22 protein-coding genes are annotated in these 21,926 nt (G+C 63.2%); 13 read left to right on the top strand and 9 right to left on the bottom strand.

What is annotated here, in order from left to right; genetic code table 11:
* A partial coding sequence (locus tag VNZ93_RS13815) for a TetR/AcrR family transcriptional regulator (RefSeq protein ID WP_325705879.1) occupies window positions 1-638 on the top strand: 638 nt, incomplete at its 5' end.
* Between the two features lie 57 nt (window positions 639-695).
* On the opposite strand, the gene VNZ93_RS13810 is transcribed toward VNZ93_RS13815, so the two are convergent.
* Both VNZ93_RS13810 and VNZ93_RS13805 read right to left on the bottom strand, forming a co-directional pair.
* Window positions 696-1,487 carry an ABC transporter permease gene (locus VNZ93_RS13810; protein WP_325705876.1) on the bottom strand — a complete coding sequence of 264 codons (792 nt, stop codon included), beginning with the start codon at window positions 1,485-1,487 and terminating at the stop codon, window positions 696-698.
* On the bottom strand, window positions 1,487-2,287 hold the full coding sequence (locus VNZ93_RS13805; protein ID WP_325705873.1) for an ABC transporter ATP-binding protein: 801 nt from the start codon (window positions 2,285-2,287) through the stop codon (window positions 1,487-1,489). Before VNZ93_RS13805 ends, VNZ93_RS13810 begins: the two co-directional genes overlap by 1 nt.
* Window positions 2,288-2,481: 194 nt before the next feature.
* Here VNZ93_RS13805 and VNZ93_RS13800 point away from each other — a divergent pair, with 194 nt between their 5' ends.
* Together VNZ93_RS13800 and VNZ93_RS13795 are read left to right on the top strand one after the other, a co-directional pair.
* Window positions 2,482-3,480: an ABC transporter substrate-binding protein gene (locus tag VNZ93_RS13800; protein ID WP_325705870.1), complete on the top strand. Its 999-nt coding sequence runs from the start codon at window positions 2,482-2,484 to the stop codon at window positions 3,478-3,480.
* A 160-nt stretch (window positions 3,481-3,640) separates the two neighbouring features.
* A complete protein-coding gene (locus tag VNZ93_RS13795) occupies window positions 3,641-4,768 on the top strand; it encodes an NAD(P)/FAD-dependent oxidoreductase (RefSeq protein ID WP_325705867.1) in 1,128 nt (375 codons plus the stop codon).
* Between the two features lie 6 nt (window positions 4,769-4,774).
* Here VNZ93_RS13795 and VNZ93_RS13790 read toward each other — a convergent pair whose 3' ends face one another.
* From VNZ93_RS13790 to VNZ93_RS13780, 3 genes are all read right to left on the bottom strand, one after another.
* Window positions 4,775-5,662, bottom strand: coding sequence for a VOC family protein (locus VNZ93_RS13790; RefSeq protein ID WP_325705864.1), 888 nt, complete (start codon window positions 5,660-5,662; stop codon window positions 4,775-4,777).
* A 125-nt stretch (window positions 5,663-5,787) separates the two neighbouring features.
* Complete coding sequence (locus tag VNZ93_RS13785; protein WP_325705861.1) at window positions 5,788-6,594, bottom strand: aspartate dehydrogenase; 807 nt, start codon at window positions 6,592-6,594, stop codon at window positions 5,788-5,790.
* A gap of 2 nt (window positions 6,595-6,596) precedes the next feature.
* Complete coding sequence (locus VNZ93_RS13780; protein ID WP_325705858.1) at window positions 6,597-8,063, bottom strand: 4-hydroxyphenylacetate 3-hydroxylase family protein; 1,467 nt, start codon at window positions 8,061-8,063, stop codon at window positions 6,597-6,599.
* A 120-nt stretch (window positions 8,064-8,183) separates the two neighbouring features.
* Here VNZ93_RS13780 and VNZ93_RS13775 point away from each other — a divergent pair, with 120 nt between their 5' ends.
* Complete coding sequence (locus tag VNZ93_RS13775) at window positions 8,184-9,119, top strand: AraC family transcriptional regulator (protein ID WP_325705855.1); 936 nt, start codon at window positions 8,184-8,186, stop codon at window positions 9,117-9,119.
* Window positions 9,120-9,162: 43 nt separating this feature from the next.
* Here the strand turns inward: VNZ93_RS13775 and VNZ93_RS13770 are convergent, their stop codons facing one another.
* The 4 genes from VNZ93_RS13770 to VNZ93_RS13755 form a co-directional block, all read right to left on the bottom strand.
* Complete coding sequence (locus tag VNZ93_RS13770; RefSeq protein WP_325705852.1) at window positions 9,163-9,723, bottom strand: 3-hydroxyanthranilate 3,4-dioxygenase; 561 nt, start codon at window positions 9,721-9,723, stop codon at window positions 9,163-9,165.
* 12 nt (window positions 9,724-9,735) lie between these two features.
* Entirely contained in the window at window positions 9,736-10,359 is a 624-nt protein-coding gene (locus VNZ93_RS13765) for a carboxymuconolactone decarboxylase family protein (RefSeq protein WP_325705849.1), read from the bottom strand.
* Window positions 10,360-10,462: 103 nt separating this feature from the next.
* A complete protein-coding gene (locus VNZ93_RS13760) occupies window positions 10,463-11,011 on the bottom strand; it encodes a hypothetical protein (RefSeq protein WP_325705846.1) in 549 nt (182 codons plus the stop codon).
* A gap of 97 nt (window positions 11,012-11,108) precedes the next feature.
* Window positions 11,109-12,026 (bottom strand): LysR family transcriptional regulator, encoded by a 918-nt coding sequence (locus VNZ93_RS13755; RefSeq protein WP_325705842.1) that lies wholly within the window; start codon window positions 12,024-12,026, stop codon window positions 11,109-11,111.
* Window positions 12,027-12,135: 109 nt separating this feature from the next.
* Here VNZ93_RS13755 and VNZ93_RS13750 point away from each other — a divergent pair, with 109 nt between their 5' ends.
* The 9 genes from VNZ93_RS13750 to VNZ93_RS13710 all read left to right on the top strand — a co-directional run.
* Window positions 12,136-14,421: a xanthine dehydrogenase family protein molybdopterin-binding subunit gene (locus VNZ93_RS13750; RefSeq protein ID WP_325705839.1), complete on the top strand. Its 2,286-nt coding sequence runs from the start codon at window positions 12,136-12,138 to the stop codon at window positions 14,419-14,421.
* The gene (locus tag VNZ93_RS13745; protein ID WP_325705836.1) at window positions 14,418-15,410 is read left to right on the top strand and encodes a dihydrodipicolinate synthase family protein; all 993 of its coding nucleotides are present in this window, start codon (window positions 14,418-14,420) and stop codon (window positions 15,408-15,410) included. The genes VNZ93_RS13750 and VNZ93_RS13745 overlap by 4 nt, the downstream gene beginning before the upstream one ends.
* A gap of 68 nt (window positions 15,411-15,478) precedes the next feature.
* A complete protein-coding gene (locus tag VNZ93_RS13740) occupies window positions 15,479-16,639 on the top strand; it encodes an ABC transporter substrate-binding protein (protein ID WP_325705882.1) in 1,161 nt (386 codons plus the stop codon).
* The gene (locus VNZ93_RS13735) at window positions 16,636-17,550 is read left to right on the top strand and encodes an MBL fold metallo-hydrolase (RefSeq protein WP_325705833.1); all 915 of its coding nucleotides are present in this window, start codon (window positions 16,636-16,638) and stop codon (window positions 17,548-17,550) included. The genes VNZ93_RS13740 and VNZ93_RS13735 overlap by 4 nt, the downstream gene beginning before the upstream one ends.
* A 26-nt stretch (window positions 17,551-17,576) precedes the next feature.
* A complete protein-coding gene (locus VNZ93_RS13730) occupies window positions 17,577-18,749 on the top strand; it encodes an ABC transporter substrate-binding protein (protein WP_325705830.1) in 1,173 nt (390 codons plus the stop codon).
* An 87-nt stretch (window positions 18,750-18,836) separates the two neighbouring features.
* Window positions 18,837-19,751: a branched-chain amino acid ABC transporter permease gene (locus VNZ93_RS13725; protein WP_325705827.1), complete on the top strand. Its 915-nt coding sequence runs from the start codon at window positions 18,837-18,839 to the stop codon at window positions 19,749-19,751.
* A 25-nt stretch (window positions 19,752-19,776) separates the two neighbouring features.
* Window positions 19,777-20,766: a branched-chain amino acid ABC transporter permease gene (locus VNZ93_RS13720; RefSeq protein WP_414710075.1), complete on the top strand. Its 990-nt coding sequence runs from the start codon at window positions 19,777-19,779 to the stop codon at window positions 20,764-20,766.
* Complete coding sequence (locus VNZ93_RS13715; RefSeq protein ID WP_325705821.1) at window positions 20,759-21,511, top strand: ABC transporter ATP-binding protein; 753 nt, start codon at window positions 20,759-20,761, stop codon at window positions 21,509-21,511. The genes VNZ93_RS13720 and VNZ93_RS13715 overlap by 8 nt, the downstream gene beginning before the upstream one ends.
* The coding region (locus tag VNZ93_RS13710; protein WP_325705818.1) for an ABC transporter ATP-binding protein at window positions 21,511-21,926 on the top strand (416 nt) is incomplete at its 3' end. The genes VNZ93_RS13715 and VNZ93_RS13710, both read left to right, overlap by 1 nt.

Raw genomic sequence — 21,926 nt, 5'->3', positions numbered from 1 at the left:
GTCACGGAGGAATCGTGACGCTCGCTCTCGAAAAGCCGGCCGGGAGAAGTCGCGGAGGCCTGTCCGACAGGAAGCGCGATGCGATCCTGAAGGGCGCCAAGGCGGTGTTCCTGAAGCACGGCTTTGGAGACGCCAGCATGGACGAGGTCGCGTCCGCAGCCGGCGTCTCGAAAATGACGGTTTACCGTCATTTCGGCAGCAAGGAAGACCTGTTCGCCGGCGTCATCACCGAACTTTGCCAGCGTATCGTAGCCGAAGAGATCGAGGAGATTTTCTCCCGTGCGCCGCGCGAGGCGCTGCGGACTTTCGCGCGCAAGATGACGGACATCGTGTTCGCCCGCGACACCGCGGAACTGCATCGTATCGTCATTGCGGAAAGCCGGCGCTTCCCGAAGCTCGGCCGGCTATTCTATGAGACGGGTCCGCAGGCCTGTATCGACGCACTGGAAGACTATTTCGTCCGGCACAAGGCTGATCCGACCCTGAAGGTCACGGACCCGCGCCGCGCTGCCGAGGAATTTCTCGAATTGCTGCGCGGTTATTCGCACCTGAAGATGCTGCTTGGCATCGACAAGGCGCCGACCGCGCGCGACATCGAGGCGCGCATCGAGAGCGCTGTCCGGCACGTCATGCGGTGAGTTCTCGTGTCCGGGCGGAGCGCAACACGCAAGTGATGCACTCCCGAGGTTGCTTGCTCAAATCCCCCCCGCCGCGCGTTTCGGCAGGTAATGCAAGACGCGCAGCTCGGCGAGGATCACCAGCAGATAGGCGATGCCGCCGACGATGGTAAGCATGATGATGGTCACGAACACCATCGCCGTATTGCCTTGACCCTCGCCGAAGGAGAGGAGATAGCCGAGCCCGGAATTGCCGCCGACCAGTTCGCCCACGACGACGCCGATCACCGCCAGTGTCGAGCCGATGCGAAGCCCCGCGAAGAGTGGCGGGAGCGATGCCGGAAACTCGATCTTCCAGAAGATCTGCGAGCGCGTGGCCTTGAACGAGCGCGCGAGATTGATCAGGTCGGGGTCGACGCCGCGCACGGCGGTCAGCACGTTGACCATCACCGGGAAGAACACGATCAGGATTGCGACGAGGATCTTCGGATAGATCGTAAATCCCATCCACAGGATGAACAGCGGTGCGAAGGCGACCTTGGGCGCGATCTGCAACGCGAGGATATAGGGCGACAGCGCGAATTCGGCAGTCGGCGACATGCCAAGCGCGTAGCCGATCAGCGCGCCGAGCAGACTGCCCAGCAAAAAGCCGATGAGCACCTCGAACGCGGTGACGCCGGTGTGCCAGGGGAGAGCGGCCACGCCCCACATCCGCAGGAATTCGTTCCACGTCGCTGACAGCGGCGGGACGATATAGGGCGGGATTTTCAAAAGCCCGGGTCCCCATTCCCAGGCGACCAGGAATACGATCAGCATCGCGATGCTCGCAATGGTGCCGCGGCGGACGAGAGCCGAACGATCGCCGTTCATCAGGCCGGCTCCTTCTGCGCCGAGGTTTGCGCTTCGTGCTCGCCGATATCGAGCTTGTCCATCAGCCGCGCGATATATCCGGCGACCTTGGGATCGCGCCGGCGCTGCAGCGGCTGATCGCGACCGGGGATATCGATGATGATCTCGTCGATGATGCGGCCCGGCCGCTTGCTCATCACCAGCACGCGGTCGGACAGGATCACCGCTTCGAGCAGGTCGTGCGTGATCAGAAGCGCAGTCTTCCTGGCCTTCGTCAGCGTTTGCGCAAGGTCGTGCTGCAGCATGATGCGGGTCTGCGCATCGACCGCGGAGAATGGCTCGTCGAGCAGCAGCACCGAGGGGTCGACCGCAAGGGTGCGTGCCAGCGCCGCGCGCTGCCGCATGCCGCCGGACAATTGGTGCGGGTAGCGCTCGGCGAATTCGCCCAGCTTGAACGCCTGCAGGAGTTCGCGTGCCTTGCGGCGGCTGTCAGCGGGATTGAGATGACGGATCTCGGTGCCGAGCAGGACGTTCTGTTCGATCGTGCGCCAGGGCAGCAGCAGGTCCTTCTGCAGCATGAAGGCGACATGTTCGTTCGGTCCCGCGACTCGCTCGCCATCGACAAAGGCGTCGCCGACGCTCGGCGAATAAAGACCTGACCCAATATTGAGCAAGGTGCTCTTTCCGCAGCCGCTCGGCCCGATCAGCGAAACAACCTCGCCATCGCCGACCGAGAAGTCGACGTCCTCGATGGCCGTGAATGTGGTGCCTTTCGCGCCGGCAAAGCGCATTGTGACTTTGCGATATTCGAGCCGCTTCATGCGACGACCATCCACTCCTGCTGACATTGGCGACAGCGTGAACCCACCATGAGCAACATCCGGACCAAGAGTTGAGCGCTGCCCCACGTAGCGCCGGACGAGACCGTCAAGTATAGTAAGTCTTATCCGAGGGTGTCACGCCCGCGGGAATGGGGCGTACCGTCACGAGCACCACAGTTGAGGATTTTCAGTCCATGACCGCTTCCAAGACTTCAGCCATTACCAGGCGTCTGGCGATCACCGCCTTTGCCGCGGCGCTGGGCATGGGCTTTGCCATGCCGCGGGCGACGGCTCAGGAGAAGGTGACTTATCTGTTCCCGGCGCCGCCGATCCTGCCGGCCTTCGCGCCGCTGCAGCTCGCCAAGGGCAAGGGCTATTTCAAGGACGTTGGTCTCGATGTCGATTTCCAGGTGGCGCGCGGCGGCGTGGAAGTGGCCAAGATGGTCGGCGCCGGCAACGCGCCGATCGGTGGCATCGTCGGCGATGGCCCGATCATGGTCCGCGCTAACGGCGTGCCGGTGAAGATCGTCGCTCTGTTTGGCGGCAAGGGCTTCATGCAGACGGTGGTGCGTGACGATGCCGGCGTCGAGAAGCCGGCCGACCTGAAGGGCAAGACGCTGACCGTGCTGTCGTTCCAGGACACGACCTTCTACGCGCTGATCGGCCTTCTTGCCAGCGCCGGGCTCACCCAGAACGACGTGAATATCCAGCAGGCCGGTCCGACCGGCGTCTGGGAATTCGTCGCGGCCGGCAAGTCGCAGGGCATGGCCGGCGTGCCGGACTGGCTTGCGATGGTCGAAGCCACCGGCACCAAGGTGAAGGTGATCCCGACCGATCAGTATTTCCCGCATCTGGCGCAGGGCATCGCGGTCTCGGACGAGATGATCAAGAAGAACCCGGAGATGATCCAGAAGTTCGTGTCCGCGGCGATGCGCGGCATGAAGGACGTGATGGACAATCCGAACCAGGCTGCGGAGGACTTCGTCAAGTTCGTTCCAACCTGGAAAGGCAAGGAAGAAGTCATCAAGAACGCGCTGAACTATTACGCCAAGCACGTCTATGTCGATCAGAAGCGGCTCGGCGAGATCAATCCGGAGCGGCTTTCCAAGCTGCAGGATTTCTATCTGGAGAAGGGCTTCATCCAGAAGAAGACCCCGGTTGAGGAGCTGTATAGTAACCAGTTCATCAAGTAGGCTGGTGCCTCTGTTTGACATGTGTCATGGCCGGGCATAGCCGTCCGAAGTACGGCTTCGCTTCGCGTCGCCTATGCCCCGGCCATCCACGTCTGTTTTTCAAGACAGGAAGACGTGGATGCCCGGCTCAAGGCCGGGCACGACGGCGGAGATGTTCGCAGTGAACAATAAGCGACATGCCGAGGTCATCGGCGGCGGCTTTTCAGGCCTTGCGGCGGCCGGCGCACTGGCGCAGCGCGGATGGAGCGTGAGGCTGCATGAGCGCTCGCTGGAACTGCGGCCGAGCGGGGCCGGCATCTATATCTACGAGAACGGGCTGCGCGTTCTGGAAAAGCTCGGCGCCTACGACGAGGCGGTGAAGGGTGCGCCATTCGCACACACCCGCGAGATGCGCGACGAGCACAATCGCGTGCTGTCGGTGCATCGCTGGGATCCTTCGAAGCGCGTGTTCAGCATCGTGCGCCAGCGCGTGATCAACGCGATGGCGGACGCGGCGCGCAAGAATGGTGTCGAGATCGTTCTCGGTTCGGAAGCGGTGGCAGCGACGCCGGATGGCGAACTGACCATGGCTAGTGGCAGCAAGCTGAAGGCCGACCTGATCGTTGCGGGCGACGGCGTGAACTCGAAAATCCGTGACTCGCTCGGGCTCGTCGCCAAGCGAAAGGGCCTGCCGGATGGCGCCATTCGCGTGCTGATCGCGAAGACCCCGGAGGAAATGGCGTCCGGCGACGGCGGCACCACGATCGAGAACTGGTCCGGCAGCCGGCGCATCCTCTATACGCCGGTGAGCGAGACCGAAGTGTATATCGCGCTGACGATGCTGCATTCCGACGAGATCGGAAAGCGCACGCCGATCGACAAGGCGGACTGGAAGCGGGCGTTCCCGCACTGGGCGGCTCTGATCGACCGGATCACCGACGACGCGCGCTATGACCGCTTCGAATATATCCGGTTGAAGAAATGGTCGTCGGGCCGTGTCGCCGTGCTGGGCGACGCCGCGCACGCGCTGCCGCCGAATATTGGGCAGGGCGCCGGTTGCTCGATGATGAACGGGCTGTCGCTCGCCTATTATCTCGATCGCGAGCCGGACATCGCGACGGCGCTCGATGTCTGGGAGACGAACGAGCGGCCGCTGACCGAGCACACGCAACGCATTTCAGTATTTCTCGGATTGCCGACCACGTGGCCGACGCCGCTGCGGCGCGCTTTCCTGACGCTCGCCGGCAAGTCGAAATGGATGATCGCGCAGCGGACCAAGACCGCGCGGCACATCCCGACGGGGACGTGAGCGGGATTACTCCGCCGGCGCCATTGCCGCGCTGTCCTGCTTCGCCGTGTAGGTCGGCGTTCCGACCCAGCCGTGCTTCGAGATATCGAACACGACGCCGTCGTGATCCCTGAACTTCTTCTCGAAATTGCCGTGCTTGGCGTCGCCGAAATCGAAGAAGAACGAGCCGCCCGACTTCTCGATCCAGCCTTCCGCTTCCTTCAGGTCGGCGACCTGGAAGCCGCAATGGTTTGCGCCGGGCTTGTATTTGTCGGCCGGCATGCTGGGGCGGATCAGCGCGAGATTGGTGATGCCGTCGGTGAGATAGACCGCCGAACCCATCGGCTGGTGATCGTAGCCAAGATGCATGAGCCCGAACACCGCCTGATAGAACTCGGCCTGTTTCTCGAGATCACGCACGAACAGCGCCATATGCTTGATCCGGCCCTTCAGGTTGCCTTGGGGCACGAGGGCCTCGTCGAGGAAGGCATGCGCCGGATCGGCCTTGATCTTGCGGCCGTCGGTGCCGACCCAGCCATTCTCTGAAATGTCGAAGATGATGCCTTCGGGATCCTTGAACTTGCGCTCGAAATTGCCTTTGCGTTCGTCGCCAAGGTCGAAGAAGAACTTGCCGCCGTGCTTTTCAATCAGCGCCTGGGTGTCCTTCATGCTTTCGACCTGGAAGCCGAAATGGTTGGCGCCGATCTGGCCTTCGGGCCGGTCGCCGAAATCGTGGCCCTTGTCTCCCTTGAAGTTGAGCAGGGCGAGGTTGATCGTGCCGTCACCCATGTAGATCGCGGAGCCGATCGACAGGTCCTCGCGGCCGTGCCGCTTCATGCCGAACACGTCGCCGTAGAACTTTGCCGCCTTGTCGAGGTCGCCGACACAAATCGCGAAATGACGCAGCCGGGCCATGATATGCCTCCGCAACTATCCGATGCATTCGACTGAATGCATTATAGGCCTGAACAGGTGCCGATGAAATAGCGCCCTCCGGCCGCTCGGGAGTTGACGCTGCGCAAGGTTTGCGCGCTGCGCGGTCAGATCGTGACCGGCCGGATCTGCTGTTCGATCAGGCGCACGAGGCTCAACGCGGTCAGTTCCGAGGACTTCGGGTTGGTGGCGAGCGGATTGTTCTCGAGCGTGATGGTCATCCGTCCGAACGCGCCTTCGGCCGCGATGGTGTGCCCGTTCAGCCGCACCGCCGGATCGGCGATCAGCTCGACGCGCGTGCGGTCGAGCCCGATGCCGGCAAGCGACGTGACGACGGTGGCATTGGCATTCTGAGGATATTGGCTGGCGGCTTCGCGTGCCGTGCCCTCGAAGAACACCGTGCGCTCATGCAGGGAGGCGAGCGCGAGCAGCTTCTCCGCGGGCGTGCCCTTCCACGCGACGGGCGGCTTGACGATCCGATGCGTCACCGCGTCGAGGCCAAGCACGGCGGCTCCCGCCAGCGCATCGATGCCGCCGATGGCGCCGGACGGTATGAGCACGTGGCTGCTGTGCTTTTCGGCAATGTCCGCGAGGCGCGGCAGCAATGCGTCGTCGCAAAAGGCGGAGGTCGAGGCGATGATCATGGTCGGCGCCGCAGCGAGTGCGGCCGGCGCCCAGGTATCGATCGCCGCACGCCCCGCAGCCTCGATCACAAGGTCCGGCTTTAACGCTGCGAGGTCTGACGAAGAGGCGAGGAACGGAACGCCGGCTGGAATGCGCGCGCGCTCCGTCGGGTCGTCCCTGGTCGCGACTGCGACGATGTCCACGGGCGCGTTGCGTGCTTTCAGGAGATCGGCGACGCGCGAATTGATCGCGCCAAAACCGATGAAAACGAGACGCAAACGCCCTTGCATGATTACTCCGCTGCTTCAGCCTGTTTGCCCGGTGGTGTCATGCGTTGCAGAATCGTGTCAACGCGATCCTGCCACGCCTTCCACGGGGCCTCTCGATAGTTGTGGTTGCGCACCACGAAGGACGCACCCGGAAAGAACTTCTCGTATTGCAGATGCCGTCCGCCGAGCTCCGACCCGACGATGTCCCAGGCGAGCCGGAACAGCTTCATGCGATCGAGCGCGCTCATATGCGGCGTCTGCCAATAGGTGCGGAACTGCTCGCCGAGCGCTGAATCTTCCATCACCGAGCCGTCGGCCGGCATCTGCAGCATGCCGCCGCCGCAGAGTTCGCGCAGCGTGTCGATGACGGCGGAATAATTCTCCACGCCCCAGTTCAGGCCCGCATACATCATGCGGCGATTGAAGGTGACGTAGCCTTTCACCGGCCATTCCTCGCAGGCCTCGATCTGGCCGGCGACGATGGCTTCCAGCACCGATTCCAGCGCAGCGAGACGGCCAAGCGTCTCGCGCACGGCCGGCACTTCGGCGGCCCCGTTCGCCTGCGCGATGCGGCTGCACAGCCCGACGAGGAACTGCATCTTCACCATCAGCCGCACGTTGGAATGGTGGTTGCCGTAGGAATGCGCCGCGGTCTCGATATAGAGGCCGCGCGACAGAGCGGGGTCGTTGTGCACGAACACGCGTTCCCACGGCACCTTGACGTTGTCGAACATCACCATGGCGTCGGCTTCGTCGAAGCGCCAGGTCAGCGGTGCCTCGAACTCCGACTGCGCGGACGAGGCGAACGGCTTGCGCGACCACAGCGACACGCCTTTGGCGTTGCAGGGCACCGCGAAGGTGATCGATTCCGCCCTGGCTTCCGGTGAGAGCGGCAGGATGTTGCCGATCCAGATTTCGTCGGCGAGCGCCGATCCGGTCGCCAGCATCTTCATGCCGGAGATCACGACGCCGTCGTCTTCTTCCGCAATCACGCGGCAGGCCGGGTTCGGCAGATTTTTCTTCTGGAAGAAATCGGGATCGCGCGAAGCCTGCGGCGAGACGATCGCGTGCGCGGCGAAAATGTCGTTGTCGCGCATGAATTTGTAATAGCTGCGGACGTTGTCGGCATATTGGCCGAACAGCTCCGCCTTCAGGTTCATGCCGGTGACGAAGCTCGCGATGTAATCCGGCGAGCGGCCGAGCAGGCCGAAGCTCGGCTCGGCCAGCACGCGGTGGGCATTGGAGCGCTTTGCCAGCTGCTCCTTGGTCCTCGCCTTCATGTAGTAGATCGAATGACGGCCGCCGTCCTCCTCGTAGGTGAGGGCATCGCGCTGCGCCGGATCGCGCTTGAGATCGTAGAACTCCGCGAACGCGCGCGCGGTATTGCGGAAGGCGGGATGGGTCGTCACATCCTCGACGCGTTCGCGGCCGATATAGACGGTGCGGCCGTCGCGCAGGCCTTCCAGATAGTCCTTGCCGGATTTGAGCATGGTGTGCGGATCCCGATGGAGGTTTGCCCCATCAGAGCGCTGGAACTTTCGCTCCGCTAGCCGGAAGCCGCATGACTTGTCCGCAATCCGCAGGCATGATCCGCCCAGAGGATGACCGCCATGGCTTACGACATTCCGCATCTGCGCGAACTTGACCGGTTCCTGCCTGCAACCCGCACGACGCGACCGGATATTGCGCGCTCGCATCTCGCCGCGATCTTCGCCGACCACGATCTGCGCCTGTCCGCGGGGCGGGTGGATTTCAGCCACCGTCAGGCAAGACTTTGCGACACCTTGATCGGCATGCTGCGTTACGGCACGGAGGTCGAGATCGTCGCGCCGCCGCTGGACTGCTACATGGCGCAGCTTACGCTCGAGGGCGAGGTGGCATTCCGCACCGATCGCTTCGAGATCGGGCTCAAGCCCGGCACGCTGTTCGTGATGAATCCGGGCGTGTCGTACCGGAAGACGTGGAGCCGCGACGCGCATCAGTTGATGATCAAGATTCCTCGGCAGCGTCTCACCGCGCATGCCACAAGGGCGATCCGGTTCGCGCCGGTCGCCTCGCAGATGGACGAGGCGGATGGCCTGATCGGCCTGATCGCCCATCTGTGCCGCGATCTCGCCAACGCGCGGGGGCTGAGCGCGCATGCTTGCCTGCGGCGCAAACTCGAGGACCTGTTTCTGTCGGCCCTGATCGCGACCCAGCCGCGCGACACGGACGACGACGCGCCCGAATATCTCCGGCGCGCTGAGGGTCATATTCGCGCCCATGTCGGACGCAGCATCGACGTATCCGAAATGGTTGCAGTCACCGGAGTCAGCGAGCGAACGCTGCAGCAGGCCTTCCAGCGCTATCGCGGGTGCACGCCGCTGGATTATGCGCGCAATGTCCGCCTCGACGCCGCGCACGCGGCGTTGCTTGCTGGCGATGGAGGCGGGGTGACGCAGGTCGCGCTTGCTTTCGGCTTCGCTCATTTCGGCCGGTTTGCGCAGGCCTATGCGTCGCGCTTCGGCGAAAAGCCGTCGGAGACGCTGAAAAGGGTGAGGCATTAGCCTGCTTCTTTACCTCTCCCCGCGTGGCGGGGAGAGGTAAGGATCATCCCTTCGCAGGGCGGCCGGGATTCATGTGGCCGCATTTCTTGCAGTGCTGGTTTTCAGGATCGCCGTAATAGGCGTTGAAGACCGGCGGCATGTCGCGTTCCAGAACCTCGATCGCGACGGTCTTTTCGAACAGCACGTTGTTGCACTTCTCGCAGTACCAGCGATGGGTGTCCTTCATGCCGTTCTTGCGGATGCGCTCGACGATCAGGCCGACGGTGTCCGGGCCACGCATCGGCGAATGGGGCACATTGGCCGGAAGCAGATAGATCGAGCCTTCCGGCAGCACCACGTCATGCGGCTTGCCCTCGTGCTGAATGCGGACGTTCACCGTGCCCTTTAGCTGGAAGAAGAATTCCTCGGTCGGATTGACGTGATAGTCGGTGCGGGCATTCGGTCCGCCGACCACCGTGACCATGAAATCATCTCCGGTGAAGACGGTCTTGGCGCCCGTCGGCGGCTTCAGCTTGTCGGGGTTCTCGGCAATCCACTTCATCAGGTTGAACGAGGTGGGGCCGGATGTCTGTTCAGTGGTCTGAACGGCTGCGGCTTGTGCCATGGAGTGGCTCCTTCAGTCGGCTTTGTCGGGTGAACCCGGAACGTGATCGCTTGGATCCCACCCGGTCTTTTCGGCGAGGTCGAATTGCGCGGCCCAGTCGAGCGTATGCTGGTCGAGATCGGTGTGCAGCGTATCGTTGAAACGGTTCTGCCAGCCGAACAATGCGATGACGGCCGTCATCTCCACGATCTGGGGCGTCGTGTAGTGTTGCTTCACGCGCGCGAAGATATCGTCCGTGACAGCATTCGGAACGACCGACGCGCCACGCGCATAGTCGAAGGCCGCGCGCTCTGCCTCAGTGAAGAGCGGGGAGGTTTCGTAATCCCAGATCGCGTTCAGCTTCTCGTCGGAGATGCCCCAGCGCGCCGCGCTTGAGATGTTGTGCGCCTGGCAGAACTGGCAGCCGGCGGTGCGGCTGGAGATATAGGCGATCAGGAAGCGGAAGCCGCGGTCGAGCGTGCCTTCGTCGCGGATCACCGCCTTGGACAGATCCATCAGCGCCTTGAGGATCGGCGGCCGGTGCGCGAGCTGCATGTAGCTGTTCGGGATATAGCCGTTCGACTTCTCGATGACGTCGAAACGTTCCTTGAACTCCTCCGGCAGGGCGTGACGGTCGGCGAGTTCAATGCGGGCCATTCGGGTTCTCCGTCAGTTTGACGGATATCTCACCGTGACGGCATTCATTCTGCAAGACGACAAAATGTTATGGATTGATATGATTGTTGTATGGATTTCAGTCTCAGTGGTGACGGCGGTGATGGTGGGGCTTCGAGTCGGCAGCGGGACGATAGCCGCGCAGCTCTCGATAGCGCACGGTCTGATCCGGGGTCAGCAGCTGCACCGTCGTCAGGTGATACTTGAGATGGGTTTCCCGGAGTTCGCCTTGCAGTCGCGCGATATCCTGTGTCGCTCGGCTCAGGCTTGCAGGCGTGATTTCGCGGCTCGCGAACAGGCGCTCGAGCGCAGCCTCGTTCTCGATCAGCTTCTCGCCGAGTGGAATCGCCTCGCTTCTCATGCGCTCGATCAGGTCGGCGGTCCGCTGCCGTTGGTCCGGACTGAGATCCATCTTGTCAGCCAGTTCGAGCACGTGCATGGGCCCCGGAAAGCCGTTCATCTCGGCCGGCAGCGCCAGCGCCATGCCGCGTCCGGCCCTGAGGTCGGCAATCTGCTGCTCGGACAGCGCCTTGATGGCGCGGTCCTGCAACTGCGCATAGCTTGAGTGATGTTGCGCGGAAGCGGCGGATACGAAAAGTGTAAGGACAAGCGTCGAAAGGCCGAGGCGGATCATCACTGTTCTCCAGCATGATTGGCTCGGATGATGATAGGCGGACCGATCGCCGTCGCGAGCAGAAAATCCAGGTGCTTTCGCAATCGTGATGGTGGCGCTACCGCGGGACGATCTTCGCGACCGCGGCGCGGGTGTGCTTGCGCAAGGTGCGGGCGAAGCCTTCCGCCGCCGGCGATAGCGAGCGCCCCTCCGGCTGGATCAGATGAATGTCGCGGGTCACCACGGGGTCCGCCATCGGCCGCGACACCACATCGCGCCCGCGCGCGAACGACCACGCATAGGCCGGTAGCACGGTGACGCCGATGCCAGCCTCGGTCAGCATGACGGCGGTCGTCATCTGCGAAACCTCGTAGAGCGGCTTGCCGGCATCGTGGCCGGCTTGTGCGAGCGTGCGTTCAGTCAGCAACCGGATCGAGGAATCGCGCGTGAGCATGATCAGCTTCTGGTCGTTCAGGTCGGTCCAGCGGATGCGGCGCTTCCTTGCCAGCGGCGAGGAGGGCGCGCAGAACAGCGAAAACGCATCCTGCGCCAGAACCTCGCGCCGGATGCCGTCGGCGCGTTCGTCGAACGTGCCGATGGCGAGGTCGACTTCACCCGCGCGCAAACGGTCGAGGATCTGGTCGTTGCGGGCGTCGATCAGCCCGACATCGATGCCGGGGAAGGCGGCGTTGTATTCGGCAATCGCCGCCGGCACGATCATGGCAGCGAGGAGGGGTGGCGCGGCAACCACGATGCGGCCGCGCTTCCTTTCGGACAGGTCGCGCGCGTCGCGAATGGCACGGTCCAGGTCGGCGAGCAACTTGTCAGCCGATTGCAGGAATTCGCGTCCGGCGTCGGTCAGTTCCACCCGCCGCGTGGTGCGATCGAACAGGCGCAGGTTCAGTTCGCGCTCGAGTTCGCGGATCGACAGCGAGAGCGCCGGCTGCGCCACCTTCAGCCGTTCGGCCGCGCGGGTGAACGAGCCGAACTCGGCGACGGTCTTGAAGGCCTGGATCTGACGCAGCGTGATATTCATAATTTCAGTATATCAATAGATATGATAATGTCATCTTGCTCTATGAATGCGGCGGACGGAGACTGGCATCCGCGCGGCCGGAACGCCGCGGCAGGGCCTCTTCCACCTCATGGATCGCACGCGGGACCAGGTGCTACGGACGCAATGGGTCGGCCAGCCGCTTCGGCGGTTCGAGGACGCTGCGCTCGTCACCGGGAAGGGCCAGTTCGTCGACGACATCAAGCTGCCCGAGACGCTTTTTATCGAATTCGCCCGCAGCAATCATGCGCGGGCGCTGATCGTCAGCCTGAATACGACAGATGCCGAAAACATGCCCGGCGTGATCACGGTGCTACGGGCGCCCGAGCCCGGCACCCTTGGACATGCCGCGGTCAATCGCGTCCTTCCCGACATGCGGACGCTTCCGTTCCCGGTGCTACCCGTTTCGGAGATCAACGCGGTCGGCCAGCCGATCGCCGCGGTGGTCGCAACCCGCGCCTCCGTCGCTGCGGATGCGGCGGCTCTCATCGAGGCCGAGATCGAGCCGGTGCCGCTGTGGGAGGACGAGGAGCCGGTCTATCGCCATGAACACAAGGCCGGCGATGTCTCCGCCGCGTTTGCCGCCGCAGAGCATATCGTCCGTGTCACCGTCGAACACGAACGCGTGGCGCCGGTCGCGCTCGAGCCGCGCGCCGCGATGGCGTTCTGGGATGAAGGCGCGCAGATGCTCAATGTGTGGCTGTCCACCCAGACCCCGCATCGCGCGCGCAGCGATCTTGCTGCGATCCTCAACCTGTCCGAGAAGAAGATCCGCGTGATTGCGCCCGATGTCGGCGGCGCGTTCGGCGGCAAGGCTTCGCTCTATCCGGAAGATGCGCTGGTTGCGCTGGCGTCGCTCAAGCTGAAACGGCCTGTCAAATGGCGCGGCTCACGCACCGAGGATTTCCTCGCGGCAACGCAGGGACGTGGCGCGACGATTTCCGGCGAGCTTGCGCTGGATCGCGACGGCAAATTCCTCGGGCTGCGCGCAAGGCTCGATTATCCGCTCGGGCATTGGTTGCCCTACAGCGCCGCGGTGCCCGGCAAGAATGCCGCGCGTTGTCTGCCGGGGCCCTATGTTTGTGGCGATGTCGACATCGTGCTTGAAGGCCGCGCTGAAAACACCGCGGCTGTCGGCATCTATCGTGGTGCCGGCCGGCCGGAAGCTGCGATGCTGATGGAGCGGCTCGCCGACAAGGCGGCGCAGGCTCTGGGTCTCGATCCCGCGGAGATCCGCCGCCGCAATCTGATTCCGGCCGATGCTTTCCCGTACCGGACCGCGACCGGTTCGGTTCTCGATTCCGGGGACTATCCGCAACTCCTCGAATTGGCGAAGCAGAAGGCCGGCTACGACGACGCGTTGCGCTTGCGCAACGAACGGCGCGCGGAGGGCGAGGTCTGCGGCGTTGGCATCGCGGTCTATACCGAACCCTGCGGACAGGGCTGGGAGAGCGCGGAAGTGCGGCTCGATCCGGACGGCACGCTGGTCGCCGCCACGGGAGCGAGCGCGCAAGGGCAGGGACGTGAGACAGCCTACGCGCAGATCGTCGCCGATGCGCTTCGCACGCGGCCGGAGCGGATCAAGATCGATCACGGCGATACGGCAAGCTGTCCGACAGGCATCGGCGCGCTGGCCAGCCGGTCCACCCCGATCGGCGGCAGCGCGCTTCTGAAGGCGACGGAACAATTCCGCGAAAAGGCGCGCCTGTGTGCCGCGCGGCTGCTCCAGGCGGATCCCGAACAACTCGCGCTGACCGAGAGCGGCTTCGAAACCGCGATTCCGGTCCGCCGCGGACTGACCTGGCGCGATCTCGCGCGAATTGCCCGGGCCGATGCCGAAATTGCCGCGGAGTTTGGCAAGGGGTTCCGCACGCATTGTGTGTACGAGGCCGAAGGCGAGGCCTGGTCGAGCGGATGCGTCATCGCCTTCGTCACCATCGATGCCGAGACCGGGGTGCTCACCGTCGACCGGATCGTCTGGGTCGACGATGCCGGCACCGTCGTCAACCCCATGCTGGCGGAGGGGCAGATGATCGGCGGGCTGGCGCAGGGCCTCGGCGAGGCGATGCTGGAGCGGCTCGTCTATGACGAGGACGGGCAGCTCGTGACGGCATCCTTCATGGATTATGCTATACCGCGCGCGACCCATATGCCCGAGCTGGTGCTCGGAAAGATCGAGACCCAGAGCCCGTTCAACGTGCTCGGGGCCAAGGGTATCGGCGAAGCCGGCTGCGTCGGCGTGCCGGCGGCGATCGTGAACGCGGCGGTTGATGCGCTGAAGCCTTTCGGGGTGACGCATCTCGACATGCCCCTGACCGGCGAGAAGCTCTGGTCGGCGATGCAAAACGGAATGACGGAAGAAGGAACGAAGCGATGAAGTACGGCAGAAAAGACGCGAAGGCCTATTCCCGCGAACACATGAAGGGTGTCTGGGCCGCGGCGCTCACGCCGTTCACGCAGGACTACAAGATCGACGAGAAGGGGCTTTCGTCCAATCTCGCGCACTGGAGCAACGATCTCGGTATCGACGGCGTTTTCATTGCGGGCAAGCAGGGCGAGTTCTTCTCGATGTCGGTGCCGGAGCGCAAGCGCACCTTCGAGATCGCGGTCGATGCGGCGAAGAAGAACGGCTTCCAGACCATCATGTCCTGCTCCGACCAGAACATGGACGTGGTGATCGACCTCGCCAAACACGCGGAAGCGGTGGGCGCCGATTACATCGTGGTGCATGCGCCGGTCCTGCATTTCTTCAAATCGCAGGACGAGACGCTGTACGAATATTACAAGTACATCAGCGAGCAGACCAATATCGGCATCGCGATGTGGAGCCATCCTGACTCGGGCTACCTGATGAGCCCGGAACTGTGTGCAAAGATCGCCGAACTGGAGACCGTGGTCGCGATCAAGTATTCGGTGCCGCGCGAGATGTACGCCAAGCTGACGAAGCTCGCGGGCGACAAAATTCTGGTTTCGACCGCATCCGAAGAGGAGTGGCTCGACAACATTCTCGAGCTGAACTGGCGGCTCTACCTGTGCTCGAATCCGCCCTATTTGTTCCAAACCGCGGCCGACAAGCGGATTCGCGAATACACCGATCTCGCTTTCAAGGGCGATGCCGCAGGCGCTCGCAAGATTCGCGACAGCCTCAATCCGGTGCGCGAAGCGTTCAAGAAGACGCGTCCAGCCGAGAAGCCGCATGCGCACGCAAAATATTGGCAATCGCTGCTCGGTCAGGCGGCAGGACCGGTGCGCCGTCCGATGCTCGAATTGACGGAGGCCGAAAAAGCCAACGTTCGCGCCGCGCTCGCGGGCTGTGGCTTGAAACTTGCTAGCAACTCCGGCGAGTTGAAGTCTTCGGCCGCGTAATCGTCGGACTGGCAGATTTGATCAACGTGAAGTGGCGCGCGCTGCGCGAAGGAGGTCTCAGGACGATGATGCGTTTTGCGTTTGTTTTGGTGTTGACTGCACTTGGATTGGCACCTGCGGCTGCTCAGCAGCCTCTGAAGATTGGGTTCATCACCACGCTGTCCGGACCGGGCGGCTATCTCGGTCAGGATATCCGCGACGCGTTCCAGCTCGCGGTCGAGGCAGAGGGCGGCAAGCTGGGCGGCGTTCCCGTGAAGTTGATGATCGAAGATGACGGGCTGAAGCCCGGCCAGGCCAAGCAGATCGCGGAACGCTTCATGAAAAGCGACGGCGTGAAACTGTTCACGGGCGTTGTCTTCTCCAACGTAGCGAGCGCCATCGTCCCCGACATCGTCGACAACGGCGCTATCTTTGTCAGCCCCAATGCCGGTCCGTCCAACCTGGCCGGGAAGGAATGCCACAAGAATTACTTCGTGATGTCGTGGCTGACCGACACGATGCAGGGCAGCGCCGGGCAGAATGCCAATGCGCTCGGCTACAAGCGCGCCATCGTGCTCGCTCCGAACTACGTCGCCGGCAAGGACGCGATCGAGGGCTTCAAGCGCTTCTTCAGGGGGCAGGTGATCGGCGAAATCTACACGCGTCTCGATCAGACCGATTTCTCTGCAGAGATGGCGCAGATCAGGGCGGCCAAGCCGGATGTCGTGTTCCACTTCCATCCCGGCGCGCTCGGCATTGCCTTCATGCGGCAATATCAGCAGGCGGGACTTCTCGGCACGATCCCGATGGTGCTGGCCGAGCCCTCGATGGATCACGTGCTGCTCAAGACCGTCGGTGATGCTTCGCTCGGCATCGACGTGTCGGGTGCCTGGAATGCCGATTTCGACAATCCGGTGAACAAGGATTTCGTGGCGGCCTTCACCAAGAAATACGGCCGCACACCGACCATGTATGCGGCACAGGGCTACGACACCGCGATCGCGATCGGCGCCGCGCTCAAGGCCATCGGTGGCAAGATGGACAACACCGAAGGCTTCCGCGCAGCGATGCTGAAGGCGGATTACAAGCTGACCCGCGGCAGCTTCAAGTTCGGCAAGAACCAGCACCCGGTTCAGGACTGGTTCGCGATGAAGGTCGAGAAGGACCCGGCGGGCACGATCACGCTCAAGACCCGTGAGAAGATTCTGACGGACTACGGTGATCCCTACGCTGCGGATTGCAAACTGTGACGGCTGTTGCCGCTCGCGCTGAAATGGCGGGTCCCGATACGCTTCGGCTCGGGACCGCCGTCATTCACCGGCTCGCGGATATCGAACGCATTGGCTGGCCGGCGGCTGCGATTTTCCGCGATCTGACCGGCACCGCGCTCGCCGATGCAGCTGCGTCATATCCCGGCGCGGTCGACGCCGCTGCCGGGACACTGGCCCTTACGTTCAACTCCTACATCATCGACATGCCGGGACATCTTGTTCTGATCGATGCCGGCATCGGTAACGGCAAGGAGCGGCCGGACCGTCCGGCCTGGCACAGGCGAACCGGCGATTTCATGCAACGCCTGCGCGCGCTCGGCTATCAGCCTGATGATTTCGATCTCGTCATCAACACGCACCTGCATGCCGATCACGTCGGCTGGAATACGACGGGCAGTGGACAGGACTGGCGCCCCGCATTTCCCAACGCGCGATACATCGTGCCGAAGCAGGAACTGGCGCATTGGAGTGCACTGTTCGCGTCGGACAAGCACACGTTGCACGGAGCCTACGCAGACAGCGTGCAGCCCATCCTGGACGCCGGGCTTTATGAAGCCGTCGACACGCCTTCGGAAATCGTGCCCGGCCTCCGGCTCGAGCCGGCGCCCGGGCACACCGGCGGCATGGCGGTGGTTCGCCTTATTGCTGATGGCGGCCAGTTGCTATTCCTGGCGGATGTGTTGCACAGTCCGGTCCAGCTTGCGACGCCCCAATTGACCTCGAACTTCTGCGTCGATCCGGCGCAGGCGTGCGCCACGCGGCGGAGATTGCTTGACGCCTGCGCGGGGACGGACACAATCGTTGCAACCTACCATTTTCCGCCACCTGTGTTCGGGACGATTGTGAAAGCGGGAGAGGGCTACAAGCTCAATCCCGTCGATGCTGTATGAAATGAAATGACCAGAAGGAGGAACTAGTGAGATTAACCAAGCTTGGCGCCGGATTGGCGCTGTCCGCGCTGCTCGCGACGGGTGCCGCCGCGCAGCAGCCCGTAAAGATCGGTTTCATCACCACGCTGTCCGGACCCGGTGGCTATATCGGCGCCGACTCGCGCGACGCATTCAACCTCGCGGTTGAAATGGAAGGCGGCAAGCTCGGCGGCATGCCGGTGCAGGTGGTCGTGGAAGACGACGGCCTGAAGCCCGGCCAGGGCAAGCAGATCGCCGATCGCATGCTGAAGACCGACGGCATCAAGCTGTTCACCGGCATTATCTTCTCGAACGTGCTCGGCGCCACCGCGCCCGACATCCTCGACGCCGGCGGCATCTATGTCAGCAACAATGCCGGGCCGTCGAATTTCGCGGGCAAGGACTGCCACAAGAACTATTTTGTCGTGTCGTGGCAGAACGACACGCTGCATGAAAGCGCAGGGCAGAACGCCACCAATCTCGGCTACAAGAAAGCGTTCATTCTCGCGCCGAACTACCCGGCCGGCAAGGACGCGCTCGCTGGCTTCAAGCGCTTCTTCAAGGGCGACATTGTCGGCGAGGTCTATACGCGCCTCGATCAGACTGACTTTGCTCCCGAGATGGCGCAGATCCGCGCCGCCAAGCCCGACATGGTGTTCCACTTCCACCCGGGCGGTCTCGGCATCACCTTCGCGCGCCAGTATCAGCAGGCCGGCCTTCTCGGCACGGTCCCGCTTGTCGTCGCGGCTCCGTCGGTTGACGCCAATATCGTGAAGGCGCTGGGCGATGCTGCCATCGGCACCAACGGCACGACCCACTGGAACACCGACTTCGACAACGCGGCCAACAAGAAGTTCATGGACGCATGGACGAAGAAGTATCCCGGCCGGTTGCCGACCTATTACGCCGGCCAGGCCTATGACACCGCGCTCGCGATCGGTGCGGCGCTGAAGGCCGTCAACGGCGACCTGAAGGATCCTGAAAAGTTCCGTCAGGCCATGCTGAAGGCGGACTTCCAGGCCGTGCGTGGACCCTTCAAGTTCGGCAACAACCAGCACCCGGTCCAGGACTGGGTTGCGACCCGTGTCGAGAAGGGCCCGGATGGCGCCCCGATCATCAAGACGATCGGCAAGGTGTTCACCGACAAGGGCGACGTCTTTTCCAAGGACTGCAAGCTCTAAGCTTGAGATAGGTATCCGGGAGGCGTAAGCCTCCCGGATCTCCGTGCAGGGCGCGAGGGGGATTGCCGTTATGATGTGTTGCCCGCGATGACGCTGGCTCTCGAACAGGTTCTGAACGGGTTTCAGTTCGGCATCATGCTGTTTCTGATGGCGGCAGGGCTGACGCTGATCTTCGGCATCATGAACGTGATCAATCTCGCGCACGGCTCGCTCTACATGATCGGAGCCTATGCTGCGGCATTGGTCGCGGCGCGGACCGGCTCTTTTCTGCTGGCCGTGCCGGCTGGCCTGATCGCCGGCGCGCTCGCCGGGCTGATCATCGAATTCCTTGTCATTCGCAAGCTTTACGACCGCGACCACCTGCAGCAGGTGCTCGCGACCTTCGGACTGATCCTGTTCATCAACGAAGGCACCACGATGCTGTTCGGCCGCACGCCGCTCTTCGTGTCGATGCCGCCTTTCCTCTCGGGCTCGGTCGAAATCATTCCCGGCATCCCGTATCCGACCTATCGCATCGCGATCATGGTGGTCGGCCTTCTGGTCGCGCTCGGGCTTTATCTGCTGGTCAACAAGACCCGGATCGGCATGCTGGTACGCGCGGGCTCGACCCATCGCGAGATGGTGCGTGCGCTCGGCGTCGACATTCGCATGCTCTATACAATCGTGTTCGCGCTCGGCGCCCTGCTTGCCGGCCTTGCGGGCCTGATGGCGGGCCCCTTGCTCGCGGTGCAGGTCGGCATGGGCGAGCAGATCCTCATTCTCACATTCGTCGTCGTCGTGATCGGCGGGCTCGGATCGATCCGCGGCGCGTTCTACGGCGCGCTGATCGTCGGCGTCACCGACACGCTGCTGCGTGCGTTCCTGCCGGGCTTTCTCAAGACTTTCATGAATGCGTCGGAAGCCGATGCCCTCGGGGCCGGTCTCTCGTCGATGGGCATCTACATGGTGATGGCGCTGGTGCTCCTGATCCGGCCGCAAGGGCTGTTCCATGCTCAAGGTTGACGAGAAATACGTCGGGCAGGTGGACATGCCGTCCAGCCGGAACTGGTGGCCGGTGATCGGCACGGTCGTCTTTGTCCTGTGCGCGGCCGCGTTTCCAGCCTTCGCCAAAGCGATCGGCGATCCCTCGCTGATCGGCCTTGCCATCCGCATTTCGATCTATGCGATCGCTGCGGCCAGCCTCAATCTGATCCTCGGCTATGGCGGCATGATCAGCTTCGGACATGCGGCCTATTTCGGCATCGGCGGCTATGTGGTCGGCATCCTCTATCACCACTTCGTGGAGGGTTCGCCGTTCCTCGGCTTCATTCCGGGTACGAACCAGTTTCTGATCACGATCCCGGCTGCGATCATCATCAGCGGGCTGTTCGCGCTCGTGCTGGGTGCGCTGTCGCTGCGAACGAGCGGCGTGCCGTTCATCATGATCACGCTCGCCTTCGCGCAGATGCTGTTCTTCCTGTTCCTGTCCCTGAAGGCCTATGGCGGCGACGACGGACTGATCGTGCGGCGGCGCAACGTGCTGTTCGACCTGAACATGGCCGACGACACGACGTTCTTCTACCTCACCATCGGACTGGCGATCCTCTATTTCATCGCCTTTGCGCGGCTGGTGCGCTCGCCGTTCGGCCTCGTGCTGGGCGGCATCCGCCAGAACGAGCGCCGTATGGCGGCGATCGGCGTCTCGACCTATCAGTACAAGCTGACCGCGTTCGTCATCGCCGGCATGGGGGCAGGGCTCGCGGGCGCGCTGATGGCGAATTACTCGAAGTTCGTCTCGCCGGACATGCTGCACTGGACCAAGTCCGGCGACCTTATGATCATGATCATCATCGGCGGCACCGGCACGTTGCTCGGCCCGGCCCTCGGCGCCGTGGTGCTGATCGGGCTGGAAACGTTCCTGACATCCTGGACCGAGCACTGGAAGTTCATCCTCGGTCCGATCCTGATCGTGATCGTGCTGTTCTCATCAGGCGGGCTGACATCGCTGTTCCAAGGCTGGAGCCGCAAACGTGAGTGAGCCGCTCCTCAAGGTCGACGGTCTGATCAAGCGCTTTGGCGGCCTGGTTGCGACCAACAATCTCTCGCTCGATGTGGTCGAAGGCGAATTGCATGCGCTGATCGGGCCGAACGGCGCAGGCAAGACCACCTTCATCTCGCAGATCGCGGGCGAACTGCATCAGGATTCCGGGACGATCCATTTCGACGGCAACGAAATTTCGCAATGGAAAACGCCGGTGCGCGTGCAGCGCGGACTCGCCCGCTCGTTTCAGATCACGCAGCTGCTGCCGGATTACACCGCGCTCGACAATGTGGCGCTCGCGGTTCAGGTGAGGCGTGGCCACTCGTATCAGTTCTTCACCGATGCGCGGAAGAAAACCGATCTGCGCGATGAGGGCCGCCAGCATCTCGAGCGCGCCGGGCTCGGCAGCCGCGCCAATATCGTGGTGTCGGAGCTGTCGCACGGCGAGCAGAAGCAGCTCGAGCTTGCGATCGCGCTCGCGACAAAGCCCCGGATGCTGCTGCTGGACGAGCCGATGGCCGGCCTCGGCACCGCCGAATGCGCGCGCATGATCGATCTCCTGAAGGTGCTGAAGACCGAGGTCACGATCCTCCTGGTCGAGCACGATATGGACGCGGTATTTGCGCTCGCCGACCGCATCTCGGTGCTGGTCAACGGCGAGCGGATCGCGACCGGCTCGGCCGACGATATCCGCGCCAATGAGGCGGTTCGGGTCGCCTATCTCGGCGAGGGCGACGCATGATGCTGAAGGTCGAGAAGCTGCAGGCAAGCTATGGCCGCAGCCAGGTTCTGTTCGATATCGATCTGTCGGTCGGCGAGGGCGAGATCGTGACGCTGCTCGGCCGTAATGGCATGGGCAAGACCACGACGATCCGTTCGATCATGGGACTGACGCCGCCCGCGGGCGGAAGCGTCGAGTTCGCAGGGCAGGCGGTGATCGGCCGCACGCCGGAAGCGATCGCGCGCGGCGGCATCGGGCTTGTGCCGGAGGGCCGGCAGGTGTTTCCGCTGCTGACGGTGTTCGAGAATCTGGTCGCGACATCGGCCAATCGCCTGAAGCGCAAGAATCCGTGGACGCTGGGCGAAGTGTTCAAGCTGTTTCCGCGGCTGGAAGAGCGTCGCAATCAATATGCGCGCACGCTGTCCGGCGGCGAGCA

It is taken from the genome of Pseudorhodoplanes sp. (assembly GCF_035565795.1).
In the GTDB taxonomy this organism is placed as follows: domain Bacteria; phylum Pseudomonadota; class Alphaproteobacteria; order Rhizobiales; family Xanthobacteraceae; genus Pseudorhodoplanes.
The sequence above is the reverse complement of the archived record's forward strand: the minus strand, read 5'-3'. Positions and strand labels throughout refer to the sequence as shown.

Coding starts and splice junctions, on each gene's coding strand:
- VNZ93_RS13810 (WP_325705876.1), bottom strand. CDS start 1,487: ATGAACGGCGATCGTTCGGCTCTCGTCCGCCGCGGCACCATTGCGAGC.
- VNZ93_RS13805 (WP_325705873.1), bottom strand. CDS start 2,287: ATGAAGCGGCTCGAATATCGCAAAGTCACAATGCGCTTTGCCGGCGCG.
- VNZ93_RS13800 (WP_325705870.1), top strand. CDS start 2,482: ATGACCGCTTCCAAGACTTCAGCCATTACCAGGCGTCTGGCGATCACC.
- VNZ93_RS13790 (WP_325705864.1), bottom strand. CDS start 5,662: ATGGCCCGGCTGCGTCATTTCGCGATTTGTGTCGGCGACCTCGACAAG.
- VNZ93_RS13785 (WP_325705861.1), bottom strand. CDS start 6,594: ATGCAAGGGCGTTTGCGTCTCGTTTTCATCGGTTTTGGCGCGATCAAT.
- VNZ93_RS13780 (WP_325705858.1), bottom strand. CDS start 8,063: ATGCTCAAATCCGGCAAGGACTATCTGGAAGGCCTGCGCGACGGCCGC.
- VNZ93_RS13775 (WP_325705855.1), top strand. CDS start 8,184: ATGGCTTACGACATTCCGCATCTGCGCGAACTTGACCGGTTCCTGCCT.
- VNZ93_RS13770 (WP_325705852.1), bottom strand. CDS start 9,723: ATGGCACAAGCCGCAGCCGTTCAGACCACTGAACAGACATCCGGCCCC.
- VNZ93_RS13765 (WP_325705849.1), bottom strand. CDS start 10,359: ATGGCCCGCATTGAACTCGCCGACCGTCACGCCCTGCCGGAGGAGTTC.
- VNZ93_RS13760 (WP_325705846.1), bottom strand. CDS start 11,011: ATGATCCGCCTCGGCCTTTCGACGCTTGTCCTTACACTTTTCGTATCC.
- VNZ93_RS13755 (WP_325705842.1), bottom strand. CDS start 12,026: ATGAATATCACGCTGCGTCAGATCCAGGCCTTCAAGACCGTCGCCGAG.
- VNZ93_RS13750 (WP_325705839.1), top strand. CDS start 12,136: ATGGATCGCACGCGGGACCAGGTGCTACGGACGCAATGGGTCGGCCAG.
- VNZ93_RS13745 (WP_325705836.1), top strand. CDS start 14,418: ATGAAGTACGGCAGAAAAGACGCGAAGGCCTATTCCCGCGAACACATG.
- VNZ93_RS13740 (WP_325705882.1), top strand. CDS start 15,479: ATGCGTTTTGCGTTTGTTTTGGTGTTGACTGCACTTGGATTGGCACCT.
- VNZ93_RS13725 (WP_325705827.1), top strand. CDS start 18,837: ATGACGCTGGCTCTCGAACAGGTTCTGAACGGGTTTCAGTTCGGCATC.
- VNZ93_RS13720 (WP_414710075.1), top strand. CDS start 19,777: ATGCCGTCCAGCCGGAACTGGTGGCCGGTGATCGGCACGGTCGTCTTT.